The organism is Mesorhizobium sp. WSM3864 (assembly GCF_002294955.1).
Classification (GTDB): Bacteria; Pseudomonadota; Alphaproteobacteria; order Rhizobiales; family Rhizobiaceae; genus Mesorhizobium.
Genome location: NZ_NSGD01000024.1, coordinates 1 through 12807, shown reverse-complemented (window position 1 = coordinate 12807; position 12807 = coordinate 1). Strand labels below are relative to the sequence as shown.

At 65.1% G+C, this 12807-nt stretch carries 10 protein-coding genes; all 10 read left to right on the top strand.

Features of this window, described 5'->3' with window-relative positions; translation table 11 throughout:
- Positions 1 to 7: 7 nt before the first annotated feature.
- The 10 genes from CK215_RS27335 (at position 8) to CK215_RS27285 (ending at position 12590) form a co-directional block, all read left to right on the top strand.
- Positions 8 to 1120, top strand: coding sequence for a tetratricopeptide repeat protein (locus CK215_RS27335; protein ID WP_095829495.1), 1113 nt, complete (start codon positions 8 to 10; stop codon positions 1118 to 1120).
- A 186-nt stretch (positions 1121 to 1306) separates the two neighbouring features.
- Positions 1307 to 1957, top strand: coding sequence for an alpha/beta family hydrolase (locus CK215_RS27325; RefSeq protein WP_095832770.1), 651 nt, complete (start codon positions 1307 to 1309; stop codon positions 1955 to 1957).
- 166 nt (positions 1958 to 2123) lie between these two features.
- Complete coding sequence (gene xth, locus CK215_RS27320) at positions 2124 to 2900, top strand: exodeoxyribonuclease III (protein ID WP_095832769.1); 777 nt, start codon at positions 2124 to 2126, stop codon at positions 2898 to 2900.
- 186 nt (positions 2901 to 3086) lie between these two features.
- Positions 3087 to 4268, top strand: a complete 1182-nt coding sequence (locus CK215_RS27315) for a hypothetical protein (protein ID WP_095832768.1) — start codon at positions 3087 to 3089, stop codon at positions 4266 to 4268.
- A 946-nt stretch (positions 4269 to 5214) separates the two neighbouring features.
- Positions 5215 to 6705 carry a WD40 repeat domain-containing protein gene (locus tag CK215_RS27310; protein ID WP_095832792.1) on the top strand — a complete coding sequence of 497 codons (1491 nt, stop codon included), beginning with the start codon at positions 5215 to 5217 and terminating at the stop codon, positions 6703 to 6705.
- A 67-nt stretch (positions 6706 to 6772) separates the two neighbouring features.
- Positions 6773 to 7759: a hypothetical protein gene (locus CK215_RS27305; RefSeq protein WP_245418839.1), complete on the top strand. Its 987-nt coding sequence runs from the start codon at positions 6773 to 6775 to the stop codon at positions 7757 to 7759.
- Positions 7760 to 7784: 25 nt separating this feature from the next.
- Positions 7785 to 9803 (top strand): amidase, encoded by a 2019-nt coding sequence (locus CK215_RS27300; protein ID WP_095832767.1) that lies wholly within the window; start codon positions 7785 to 7787, stop codon positions 9801 to 9803.
- Between the two features lie 90 nt (positions 9804 to 9893).
- Positions 9894 to 10445 (top strand): isochorismatase family protein, encoded by a 552-nt coding sequence (locus CK215_RS27295; protein WP_095832766.1) that lies wholly within the window; start codon positions 9894 to 9896, stop codon positions 10443 to 10445.
- 86 nt (positions 10446 to 10531) lie between these two features.
- Entirely contained in the window at positions 10532 to 10987 is a 456-nt protein-coding gene (locus tag CK215_RS27290) for a GFA family protein (RefSeq protein WP_095832765.1), read from the top strand.
- A gap of 355 nt (positions 10988 to 11342) precedes the next feature.
- Positions 11343 to 12590, top strand: a complete 1248-nt coding sequence (locus tag CK215_RS27285) for an amidohydrolase family protein (RefSeq protein ID WP_095832764.1) — start codon at positions 11343 to 11345, stop codon at positions 12588 to 12590.
- Positions 12591 to 12807: the final 217 nt, after the last annotated feature.

The window sequence follows — 12807 nt, the reverse complement described above, 5'->3', positions numbered from 1 at the left end:
AGGGCCGGTGATCCTCCCCGGCGCCGTGTTCGGCGCCGTCGGCCCGCTGGCCGCGTTTCCGCTCAGGCTCGCCGCGCGCGAGGTCGAGCGCCGCCATGCCGAGTTGAGGCGCGGCGTCACCCGTCGCACCACCCATGTCGTGTTCGGCCGCACGCTGCTGGCCAAGGCGGCCACGGCAAGAACGGGCGATGCCGACATCGAGCGCCGCGTTCAGGCCGAGCGCGAAGCCGGGCGCGAATTGGTCAGCGAAAACGGCTTCCTGCGCTTGCTCGGTCTGTTGAAGGCGCCTCAGGCGTCGTCGCTGTCCCGGCAGTCGCTGATCGACCAGTCGCGGCTTGCCGCCAGCGATCTCGACATGCTGTCGCTGTTCGACGCCTTCGAACATGACGGCGAACCCTATTCATTCCGCGACCTGATCCTGGCCAGAAAATATGCCGGGCTGATCGCCAGCGGCGCGACGTGGGGCGCGATCGCGCGTTCGGTGCATCGCTCCGGACCGGTCGCCTCGCTCACTGCCAAGTCGCTCAATCTCGGTTCGCAGCATGGCCGGCCGGACGCGATCTATCTCGACGAGGGCCGCAGCGAGCTCGACGGCCAGCTTCTGTTCGACCTCGGCTCACCGGAAGACGACACGCTGGAGGAGCTGTTCGCCGAGGCGGAAGCCGCGGAAGAGGAGGGGCGGCACGACGAGGCCGCAACGCTCTACCAGCGCTGCATGGCGATCGATCCGAAAGATGCCATCGCCGCCTTCAATCGCGCCAATTGCCTGCGCGGCGCCGGCCGCGCAGCGGAAGCCGCGCATGATTATGCCCGCGCGATAAAGCTCGATCCAGGCTTCGTCGAAGCCTGGTTCAACCTCGCCGGCTTGGTGGGCGACGAAGGCAAGGTCGCGTCGGCGCGGCGGCACCTGCAGAAGGCGATGGCGCTCGACAAGGCCTATGCCGACCCGGTGTTCAACCTGGCCCGGCTTGAGTTCGACGCCGGCAATCTGGCCGAAGCCCGCCGACTGTGGGCGCGCTATCTGGAGCTCGACGCGGAGTCCGAATGGGCAAGACTGGCGCAGAAGGGGATCCAGTTCGTGGATTTGCACATGGCCGGTGAGCGAGATGTTCGCGCTTGAACACCCCCCTCTGGCCTGCCGGCCATCTCCCCCGCAAGGGGGGAGATCAGCCGTCGCGTCCGCTTTCGCCAATCGCCAGCGTAAGAGGTCAGGCGCGGCGCCAAAGTTGCCAATCTCCCCCCTTGCGGGGGAGATGCGCGGCAGGGCAGAGGGGACGGAGTGCGGCCTTGCCAGGAAGCCCGCCCGATGACCTACTTCCTCTTCGACGGCCCCGACTCTGCCGCTGTCACCGTCCTGCTCGCTCATGGCGCCGGTGCGCCGATGGACTCGGCCTCAATGGCCGTGACAGCGAAGGCTCTCGCCACCGCCGGTTTCCGCGTCGCGCGCTTCGAGTTCCACTACATGGCTGCGCGCCGTTTTGGCCATCGCAAGCCGCCGCCGCGCGCCGAGACGGTGAACCCGGAATATGTCAAGGCGATCGCCGATCTGCGCGCCAAAGGCTTGACCGGCAAGCTCATCATTGGCGGCAAGTCGATGGGCGGGCGCGTCGCCTCGATGGTCGCCGACGAGATGTTTGCCAAGGGCGAGATCGCTGGCCTGGTTTGTCTGGGCTACCCCTTCCATCCGCCGGGAAAGCCGGAGCAACTGCGGACAAAACATCTCACCGACCTGAAGGCCCCGACGCTGATCTTCCAGGGCACGCGCGACGAGTTCGGCACCAGGGACGAGGTCGCGACCTACGGGCTGTCAGCGGCAATAGAGGTGGTCTGGCTGGAGGACGGCGACCACGATCTCAAGCCGCGTAAGGCGGTGTCGGGTTTTTCGGTGGCGGATCACCTGAAGACGGTGGCGGAGACGATAAAAGCTCGGATGGCGCCTCTCGCTTCGTCATCATAGGGCGAAGCAAGGAGCGAAGCGACGCGGCGCAGACCTAGGATCCATGCCGTAACGCTGGCATTGCAACAGCTCAGAATTTTGCCCCCGCAGGGTTCCACGGCGATGGTCACGGCATGGATCCTTGGGTCAAGCCCGAGGATGACGAATGAAGAGGCGTCTTCGGCAAATGAAACTCGCCACCTTCAACATCAACAACATCAACAGCCGGCTGGAAAACCTTTTGGCTTGGCTCGTCAAAGCCAAGCCCGACGTCGTCTGTCTGCAGGAACTGAAATCCCGCGGCACGCAGTTTCCGCTGACCCGGCTGGCGAAGGCCGGTTATGGTGCGGTGTGGAAGGGCGAGCCGACCTGGAACGGCGTCGCCATCCTGGCTCGCGGCGCCGAGCCGGTGCTGACACGCGACGCGCTGCCCGGCGACGATGCCGACCGCCAGGCGCGCTACATCGAGGCGGCGGTCAACGGCATCGTGATTGCCTGCCTCTACGCGCCGAACGGCAACCCGCAGCCCGGGCCTAAGTTCACCTACAAGCTCGCCTGGCACCAGCGCTTCGCGGCGCATGCGAGCGAATTGTTCGACACCGGCCTGCCGGTCGTGCTTGCCGGCGACTTCAACGTCGTGCCCGAGCCGCGCGACATCTACGCCACCCGCTCCTATGACGACAACGCGCTGGTGCAGCCTGAAAGCCGCGCCGCCTTTGCGGCGCTGATCGATCAGGGCTGGACGGATGCGCTGCGCAAGGTCTTTCCGAAGCAGGAGAAGCTCTACACGTTCTGGGACTACCGCCGGAACCGCTGGCCGCGCGACGCCGGCCTACGGCTCGACCACATTCTGTTGTCGAAGAAGCTGGCGCGGAAGCTGAAAGGAGCGGGCATCGATCGGGAGGTGCGTGGCGAGGAAAACGCCAGCGACCATGCGCCGGCGTGGGTGGAACTGGCGACCTGAGCTTCTAAACGGGAGAAGGGAAAGGCGGCGCTGTCCCGCCGGCGTCTCTACGTTTTGATGCCAGCCTCTCGCAAATAATGTCTGTGCAGCAACGACGGCTCGCGTTAGCTTTTGCAGGATTACGAGGGGACGCGGACCTTATGCTTTTCAGCTTGTGTATTTTTCTCCAGCCAACGCTCTCCCGCCGTGGCTGACAACGCCCTCGTCCTCTTCATCTCCGTCCTTGTCATCGCCGGCGCCATTGCCCTCATCGCGTTCGCTTTGCGCTGGCGGCGCAAGCGCCGCAGGGCTCGCGGCAGTGCCGACCCCACCCGCGATTACGCGCCCCGCACTGCCTGGGGGCAGACGTCCGGCAAAGTCAATTTCTCGTCCTTCGTCTTCATGGATGTCGATGGCGACGGCAAGTTCGGTCAGGCCGACCGGCCTATCGCCGGCATCGTGGTGCGGGCCTATGACGAAACCGGCGCCTTCCTCGCCGCAGTGCGCACCAACAATGGCGGCTTCGCAAATTTCGTCATGTCGTCGAAGAAGCGCCGGGCCGTTTTGTGCAAGCCCGGAACCTACCAGTTTTCCGTTTCGGTGCCAAAAGGCTGGCGTGTGAGCACCGGCAATGAGATCCAGTCGCTGCGCCTCGACGCAGTGCCCGGCGCGCCGGCCGGTCTCGCGGGCGAGGATTTGCCGAAGGCGGTCGGCATCTCGCCGGCACGCTTCATTCGCGGCAAGGCCGCGGCCGAGGCGGCGCTTCATGTGCTGGGCAAGGGGAGGGTGCTGGAGACTTGGCAGCTTCCGCCCGGCGATTTCCTTATTGGTCTTCATGGCGACGCCGATACGCTGGCGATCTCGGGATCGGGCCTCGACCGGCGCCTGGCGCTCACGCCCTATCCGGCCGACCTCGGACTTTTGCGGCCGAATGCGATTGCAGACGACTCAGCGCTTGAAATGATCGGCTTCGACGCCGTCACCATTCTTCCCTTCCAGAAAATCCCCTGCGGCCATGCCGGCCTTGAATGGCGCAACCTCAATACCCTGACGAGCCAATACGTCAAGGACAGCGAGGGCTACCTAAACGGCAATCTCTTGCGCGGCCGTGTCGCCTACACCAGTAGTGGCCACCCGGCGGAGTTTGCAGACACGACGCCCTTCGGCTTTCATTCGGTGATGCTCACCGCCGCGTGGCTGGCCTCGGAAGGCGAGGTAGCATTGGTCGAAAGCTGGCTCGGCGAAGAACTGGTCGCGAGCGACGAGATAGCGCTCTCGGCGTTGGCGCCGGTTCACTACGCGCCAATGCTCAAGGCGGTGACGCGCGTACGCATTTCCACGAAGCACTATTGGCAAGCTGTGCTGGACAGATTGTTATTGGTGCGCTAGGCACGGGCCGAAATTGTTCGAAGACGATCAAGTTGCTTGCGGTTGTTATCGCGGGGCGCATTTACCAGCCTCCGCGTATTTTCAACAAACGCGGTGAACCGCTCAAACCATGGGTTCGGCTTCGACGGCCGGGGCCGGAACCAGCGGCACTGATTGCCGCAGTCGCCGAAGCCTTGTCATCCCTGGCGAGGTTGGGATTTCGAAGGTCTTCCGAACCTTGTCCAAACATCCACATCGGGCAGATCAGCGCGAGTGGCGCAAAGGCTGCCTCGGGCTAAGCCTAACGATCGCTTGGCCTCATTGTGGGGTTGGGTTCGAAGGGCTGTTCAACGCCGTAACTGCCGACAGTTTGTCTTTGCGGACCAACACAGGCTTCTCGTAAGTCTTCTTCATGATTGAATTCCCCCGTTCAACTGTTCATGCCGGCAAAAGTATCGAAACTGCTTGCTAGGGCGCAACGAAGCCATGAGCACAGCTGGCTTCCGAATATAGGATCAGACGGGATTTCCCGGATCAACCCACCACTGCCGAAGGACCTCCAGTGACCATCGAAAGCTTGCCTTTGCGGACCAACACAGGCTTCTCATAAATCTTCTTCATGCTGTGGCTCTCCTGAAAATCCCGGGCGGATAATGTCATAAGAGCGTTTGCTGTCAACCAGCGCGGGTAGTCGAGCTTGTTATTCTTGGGGAGTGTGGCTTTCTGCTCACGGGCCGCTTGTTTATGGAGCGAAAGACATCACGCTTCGGTTCGGAGCATCGGGATATTGGCCGGCCGGCTGAGTAAAGCCGAAATTCGGCCGGCGCGGGATTGAAGAAGTCACGCCGCGCCAAAGCACGTTTATCTTTCTTCGTGTGATGTCTTGCACTTAGCCCCGGCGGAAAGCTCGGCTAGAATGGCCGATGCGCCTTCGGCCAGTTGGAGTGGAGGCGCCTGGGGGATGCCGATGAAAAGATCGACCGACAGGCTGTTGGCGCTGGCGATGCTCGTCGTCGGCTTCGCTTGCTTCGCCAAGCTCTATCTGGCGCTGGGGGGCAAGCCCCCGGCCACGGCGAGCGCCGGGATCTTCGGCGCGGCGGGCATGCTTTCGATTCTCGCCGGGCTTTCGTTCCTTGCCGGCCTGCTGCCGGGCGCGCCAAGGCATGAGCCTTCGGCGCCTCTGTTCGGCCGCGACGCCGAGATCGTGCCGGCCGGGCGCCCGCGGCTGCGCCGCATCGCGCTTGCCGTGCCGCTCATTGCCCTTGTCGTCATCCTCGCCGACCAGTTCGGCCGGTGGCGGGAAACAGGGGGCGATGCGGCCGCGCCGGCCAGGGAAGTCGCCGTCGCTCCGGCGGAGCCTGGGACCGAGCCGGCCTCCGGGCCTGTCGCGCCGGCGTCGACGACCGCACCGTCCGAGCCGGCGGCCGCTCCGCCGCAGCCCGCCGCACCGGCGCAGCCTGCAACAACGCCGGCCCAGCAGACCGCGCTGGCGCCGGCCACGCGGCCGCAGACGCTGGCGCCGCCTCGGCCACCGCCCCCAGCCCAGCCGACCGCGCCGGAAGGCCACCGCGATGCCGTCGTCTGGCTGGCGGTGTCGGCCGACGGCCACCAGATCATGAGCGCCAGCACCGATCGCATGATCAAGCTCTGGGATATCGACGGCAAGCGGCTGATCCGCGACCTCGGCGTCCACAAGGACATGGCGCGCAGCGCGCTCTTCATGCCCGACGGCAGAAGCGCGCTCACCGCCGGCGACGACGGCGAGATCGTGCTGCGCCAGCTTTCCGATGGCACAGTGCTGCATGTCTTCTCGTCCGGAGCGAACGGCGGCGTCCGGCAACTGAAGATCAGCCCCGACGGCAAGCTCGCCGTCAGCGGCCACGACACCGGTTCCGTCGTCGTCTGGGATTTGCAGAAAGGCACGGTGCTGCATGTCCTGCCGGGCCACGATTGGTCGGTGAGTTCCGTCGCCATCTCGCCAGATGGCGCCAGGGCGCTCACCGGCAGCATCGATGGCGAACTGAAGCTCTGGGACATCCCTGCGGGCAAGCAGCTGCGCAGCTGGCACGGCCACGATCGCGGCGCCTATGGCGCGCTCTTCCTGGCCGACGGCCACCATGCGGTGACCGGCAGCGGCGACTATACGATAAAACTCTGGGACCTCGACACCTTCAAGGAGGTCCGCCGCTTCGACGGCCACTCCGGCACCGTCTATGCGCTCGCCTTATCGGCCGACGGCAAACGGCTCGGCTCCGCCTCGCTCGACGGCACGGCGCGGATCTGGAATATGGATACGGGCGCCGAGATCGCCGAGTTCGACCCCGGCACCGGGCCGATCTACTCGGTCGCCTTCGCCGCCGCCGGCACGCTTCTCACCGGCGGCATCGACGGCACCATCCGCGACTGGCCGGCGGCAGGAGGGGAGGGCACGGTACTGTTCGCCGGCGCGCCGCAGTAGCAAAGTAGGAGATTGGCGACAGCTTGCGCGACATCCAATCTCCCCCTTGCGGGCCCTTGCGGGGGAGATGCCCAACAGGGCAGAGGGGCAAGCGAAGGAATGTGGCCTGTCTGAAGAAAGCCTGTACAAGTATTGTCCAAGCAGCCATCGTCACCATGTGAGCAACACTGCCGAATCCATCTATTTTGTCCTGCAGGAGATCGATCCTGCGACCGGTTCGGCGGTCGCCGAAGCCCGAATTCGCGTCTCAGACCTGGAAGAGCTTCGCGCGGTTCTGGCGTGCGACAGTCCACAGCTATCCGGTTCATGGCATTTGGACCCGGACGACCTCGAGCGACTTGGCGCGATATGCATTCCACCTCGCGAGCTTGATGGAAGGCTCAACCGCATCGAGTCCTGGCATCCAATCCGTGAGGTCCCGTATCTCGTTCATACGAATTTCGAGCTGCCGCTGATGCTGGAAGGTCGCAAGCCGCTGGCAGTCTTCCATGACGCTTATCCGGCGGAATGGCTGTCGGAAACGTTGGCTCGCTTCGACCCGTTTGTGCGCTCGGGCCGGTTGGTGCGTCATGTCATCGATACTCCCTTTACCGAAGCCGAGCACGCCCGTTTCCCCGACTTCCAAGGGTGGCGGCGCGCCTTCTTCTCACTCCCCGGGGAGGAGTGGCGGATAGACGCGTTTCTGCTGTTATCGAAAGTGTTCGCCAAAACCGGCTGGAACGAATCTCTCGAGCGGATGGGGGCTCGCTTCTCGGCTATGAAGATTGGCAGAACGACTGGTGGATCGAACGCAAGTCAAAACACCGAACTAGCACCTCTTCGATCGTCTGAATTGTCGGCAGGACAGCGCCCGCCTCTGGCTTGCCGGCCATCTCCCCGACCTTTGGGGAGATCAGCAGATCGGCTACGGGGCCCTCCCTGCAACGTCGGCGGTTTGGCAAAAGCTTGCGCGACATCCAATCTCCCTCCTTGCGGGGGAGATGCCGGCAGGGCAGAGGGGGGTGTGACGGATCGCGGCTTACGAATTTCGAGCCAACCTTCGTCGGACGCGTGATTGCTGACAAGAGGTTCGCCAAGCCATGAATATAGTCGAAGCCTCGATCGCCGACCTGCGCCGCGCGCTGGAAGACAGCACAGTCACCAGCGTCGAGCTCACCGGCGCGTACCTGCGGCGCATCGCCCATTACGACCGCCACGGCATAGCGCTGAACGCCGTGCCCATCCTCAATCCAAAGATGTTCGAGGAGGCGGCAGCTTCCGACCGCCGACGCCGCGCGGGCAAAACGCTTGGACCGCTGGACGGCATCCCCTACACCGCCAAGGACAGCTACAAGGCGAAAGGCCTGACGGTCGCGGCCGGCTCGCCGGCCTTCGAGCATCTGATCGCCAGCGAGGACGCCTTCACGATTGCCCGGCTGCGCGCCGCGGGCGCGGTGCTCATCGGCCTCACCAACATGCCGCCGATGGCCAATGGCGGCATGCAGCGCGGCCTCTATGGTCGCGCCGAGAGCCCCTACAACAAGGATTATCTCACCGCCGCCTTCGCCTCCGGCTCGTCGAACGGCTCGGGCACGGCGACGGCCGCCAGCTTCGCCGCCTTCGGGCTCGGCGAAGAAACCTGGTCGTCCGGCCGCGCGCCCGCCTCTAACAACGCGCTGGTCGCCTACACCCCTTCGCGCGGCGTGATCTCGGTGCGCGGCAACTGGCCACTGGTGCCGACCATGGATGTGGTGGTGCCGCATACGCGCAGCGTGCCGGACATGCTGGAACTGCTCGACGTGATCGTCGCCGACGACGAGGAAACGCGCGGCGACTTCTGGCGTGTGCAGCCCTGGGTTTCGATCCCAAAGGCATCAGCGCTGAGGCCGGCGAGCTTTACCGGGCTTCCCCTGCAAGGCGCGCTCGAGGGCAAGCGGCTCGGCGTGCCGAAAATGTATATCGGCAAGGATCTCGGCGCCGACCGGCCGATCGAGACGCGCGCCTCGGTGCTGGAGCTCTGGCGGCAGGCCGCGCATGACCTGCAGGCGCTCGGCGCCGAGGTGGTCGAGGCCGATTTCCCCGTCGTATCGAACTATGAGCGCGACCGTCCGGGCGCGCGCTCTATGGTTGATCGCGGCCTGGTGCCGGAGGAATTTGCAAACCGCGAGGTCTGGGACCTGTCAATCTGGTCGTGGGACGATTTCCTGCGCGCCAATGCTGATCCGGCGATTCCCGATCTTGCCACGGTCGATGGCCCGAAAATCTTCCCGCAGCCGCCGGGCACACTGCCCGACCGCTATGGCGACGACGGCTTCGACCTGGCGGACTATGTCGAGCGGGCGAAAAACGGGGTGAACCCGCTCGAGGCCATCCCCACCATCGAGGACGGGCTGAAGGGGCTGGAAGAGATGCGCCGCATCGACTTCGAGAACTGGCTCGACGCCAACCGCCTCGACGCCGTGGTGTTGCCGGCCGTCGCCGATGTCGGCCCGGCCGATGCGGATGTCAGCGAGGCCTCCGCCGATCTTGCCTGGCGCAACGGCACCTGGGTCGCCAACGGCAATCTGGTCTGGCGCCATCTCGGCATCCCGACGGTGACGGTGCCGATGGGCACCATGGCCGATATCGGCATGCCGGTGGGCCTCACCTTCGCCGGCAAGGCCTTTGACGACGTGGCGCTGCTGACGATGGCCGGCAACTACGAGCGCGCCACCAAGCGCCGTACCCGCCCGCCACGCACGCCGCCGCTGGCCGATGATGTGTTTGAACGGAGCGGGGGCACATTGGGCCGCCCCAGCGAAGCGCCGCTTACGCTGGCCCTCACCGCCGAGACAATCCACGCCGGCGACGACACTGACGAGATCGCGATCGCGCTGGAGATCGACGCGGCCGAGGCCGGGCCGGATGCAGCCGTGGTCAAGGTCCACGTCAACGGCGAATCGGTCGCCATGCAGCGAAACGGCAATCGCCACACCGGCCGGATCGTCGTGCCGGCCTCGAACCACGAGGGCTTCCACAGCGTCTGGCGCGGCGCTTACGGCTCGATCGTCACGGCGATCGTGAGGCTGGCGGACGGGCGGAGCGCCGGCGCCTATGTGGTGACGGGCGGGATTGGCTGAGGCGGCGAAATCGCAGATCTCCCCGACAACAGGGGGACCAAGCTCGTCCCCGTCCTTGACCCACCCCCCACCTCCGCTATCTTCGCGCCCATGCCAGACACCGCTCCCTCGGCCGCCGCTCCGCTGATCGTCATCGACCTGCAGACCGGCATGTTCGACGGCCGTTTCGATCCGCCGATCCATGATGCCGACGTCATTGCCGAGCGCGCGCGAAAACTGATCGATTGGGCGCGGAAAACCGGCCGCAAGGTGGCCTTCGTGCGTCATGACGGGCCGGCGGGCGATCCGCTGGCGCCGGGCGCTTCCGGCTGGCCGGTATGGCCGCAACTCGGCCAGGCGGCCGGTGAGCCAACCTTCGGCAAGAGCGTCGGCAATGCCTTCTCCAACGCCGAGCTCGGGCAGTGGGTCGCGGGGCAGGGCGTTCGCGACGTGGTGCTCATCGGCGCCCAGAGCGATTTCTGCGTTGCCGCCACGGTGAAAGGCGCTCTTGCCCAGGGCCTCGGCGTCACCGTGGTTTCGGATGCGCATTCGACGCTCGATTCTGAGGAGGAGAAAGCGCCCGACATCATCATCCGGCACAACAAAGCCTTCGCCGAGCAGGGCGCGCGGCTGACGACGACCACGGCGCTGATTGGGGGCTGAGGGCTTGGCTCCTCCTTCTTCCTTGTGGGAAGAACGCGTCGCCGAAGGCGACGGATGAGAAGGGAAAACCAACCCAAGGAGCGCTCATGCCAATCCCCTCCCTGCCTGCCGAAGGTGGCTGCCGCTGCGGCCGCGTGCGCCTCAGGATCTCCGCCAAGCCGCTGCTCACCATGGCCTGCCATTGCACCGGCTGCCAGAAGATGTCGTCGAGCGCCTATTCGCTGAGCGCCGCGATCCCCGCGGATGGGTTCGAGATCACCAAGGGCGAGCCGGTGATCGGCGGTCTGCATGGCGCTTCGAAGCACTATTTCTGCGGCTACTGCATGAGCTGGATGTTCACCCGGCCGGAGGGGCTCGATTGGTTCGTCAACCTGCGCCCGACCATGCTGGACGACCCCGCCTGGTTCACGCCTTTCGTCGAGACCTGGACCAGCGAGAAGCTGCCCTGGGTCGAGACGCTCGCCCTGCACAGCTACGCGGCCCTGCCGGCTTTCGAGGAATATGACGGGCTGGTCGCGGAATACGCAAAGTCCCAGGCCTGATGGCCAAAAACAAAACGGCGACCCGGGTCAGATCGCCGTTCAGTACAAGGTCGACGCGGCCGTTGGGGGCGACATTGTTGGGGATGTGCTTGGGCGTCCGCGTCGACCAAGGCGGCCTCGTACCGCAGCCTGGACTATGGCATGTTTTTCTCGTGCCGAAACTTCCGCGATAGCGGAATAGGCAGGCGACAGGGACTTCCCCACCGCCGTTTGGAATTAAGGTTAACGGCGGCGCAGCCGGCCGGGCGCGCGATCTGCCAACCGCGGGTGACAGAGAACTTGGGCGAAACACTTTCTATCCCGATCCGCATTGACCTCTGGCGGCCGAGGGACGACGACTGATGCATCATTGCTGATGGATTGCATCTTGCCCCGCTTTCTCAACGCAAAACTCGCCGACGGCTCCCTGGCCGACCTCACCGTCGCCGACGGCCGCTTCAGCGCCATCACGCCCGCCGCCAATGCCGCCGGCGCGCCGCCAGGCGCCGTCGACCTCGCCGGCCAGCTCGTGCTGCCGGCCTTCATCGAGGGCCACATCCATCTCGACACCTCCTTCTATGGCGATGTCTGGCGCCCGCACATTCCCTGCACCAACGGCTTCGACGTGCGCGAGCGGGTCGCCTTCCAGATGCGGAACCTCGAGCAGGCCGCGCCGATGGACGAGCGCGCGAAAAACCAGCTCGAGCTTTGCGTTGGCAATGGCAGCCTCGCGATGCGCAGCCATATCATGGTCGACGCCGCGGTCGGGCTGAAACATGTCGAGACGATCCTTGCCGTGCGCGAAAAATATTGCGAGCTGATCGACATCCAACTCGTCGCCTTCCCGCAAAGCGGCATCCAGTCGTCGCCCGGCATCGCCGAGCTTCTGGACGAGGCTTTGAAGCTCGGCTGTGATCTGATCGGCGGGCTCGACCCGGCAAGCTTTGACCGCGATGTGAAGGGCCATCTCGACGTCGTCTTCGGCCTTGCCGAAAAACACGGCGCCGGAATCGATATCCACCTGCATGACGGCGGCACCCTCGGCCTGTTCGAGATCGAGGAGATCGCCGCGCGGAGCACGGCACTGGGCATGCAAGGCAAAGTCGCCGTCAGCCACGCCTATGCGCTGGGCGACATTTCCGCCGACGCGCTGGCCAAAGCCGGCGAGCTGCTCGCCGCCTCCGGCGTCGCCATCATGACCAACGCGCCCGGCAACCATCCTTTCCCGCCGGTGGCGGCATTGCGCAAGGCGGGCGTCACGGTCTTTGCCGGCTCCGACAACATCCGCGATTCCTGGTGGCCCTACGGCGATGGCGACATGCTGAACCGCGCCAACATGATCGGCTACCGCTCCGGCTTCTACGAGGATCGCGAGCTGGAAGCAGCCTACGACGTGGTGAGCCATGCCGGCGCCAGGGCGCTAGGGCTCGAAGGCTATGGCATCGCCGTCGGCGCCAGGGCCGATTTCGTCGCGCTCAGGGCCGAGCATGTGCCGGAAGCGGTGGTGGGGGTGCCGAAGGAGCGGACCGTGTATCGCGCGGGCAGGGAAGTGGCACGGGAGGGGAAGGTGGTCGATCGGGCCGGCCTCACCGGCCTGCCATCCACCGGCCTGCCATCTGCTTGACAGTCCGATGGTCGTACCGCATTTTCCGGCGAGGCAGGGGAGATTTCGCCATGAAGAAAGAGTATTCGAAGCCGACGCTCGTCCGCAAAGGCCGGCCCTCGGCGCAGACCGCGCAGCAACTTCCTTCCGGTAGTACGGACTAAAGCACGTCGCCCTTTAAAGGATTCGGGATTCCCAGAGTTACGGTTTGATGATTCATTGCGGTGGAAGGGAGAAC

Bases quoted from the DNA above. Each gene is read 5' to 3' on its own strand.
- CK215_RS27300 (WP_095832767.1), top strand. From the start codon at position 7,785: ATGAATATAGTCGAAGCCTCGATCGCCGACCTGCGCCGCGCGCTGGAA.
- CK215_RS27310 (WP_095832792.1), top strand. From the start codon at position 5,215: ATGAAAAGATCGACCGACAGGCTGTTGGCGCTGGCGATGCTCGTCGTC.
- xth (WP_095832769.1), top strand. From the start codon at position 2,124: ATGAAACTCGCCACCTTCAACATCAACAACATCAACAGCCGGCTGGAA.
- CK215_RS27295 (WP_095832766.1), top strand. From the start codon at position 9,894: ATGCCAGACACCGCTCCCTCGGCCGCCGCTCCGCTGATCGTCATCGAC.
- CK215_RS27290 (WP_095832765.1), top strand. From the start codon at position 10,532: ATGCCAATCCCCTCCCTGCCTGCCGAAGGTGGCTGCCGCTGCGGCCGC.
- CK215_RS27325 (WP_095832770.1), top strand. From the start codon at position 1,307: ATGACCTACTTCCTCTTCGACGGCCCCGACTCTGCCGCTGTCACCGTC.
- CK215_RS27305 (WP_245418839.1), top strand. From the start codon at position 6,773: ATGCCCAACAGGGCAGAGGGGCAAGCGAAGGAATGTGGCCTGTCTGAA.
- CK215_RS27285 (WP_095832764.1), top strand. From the start codon at position 11,343: ATGGATTGCATCTTGCCCCGCTTTCTCAACGCAAAACTCGCCGACGGC.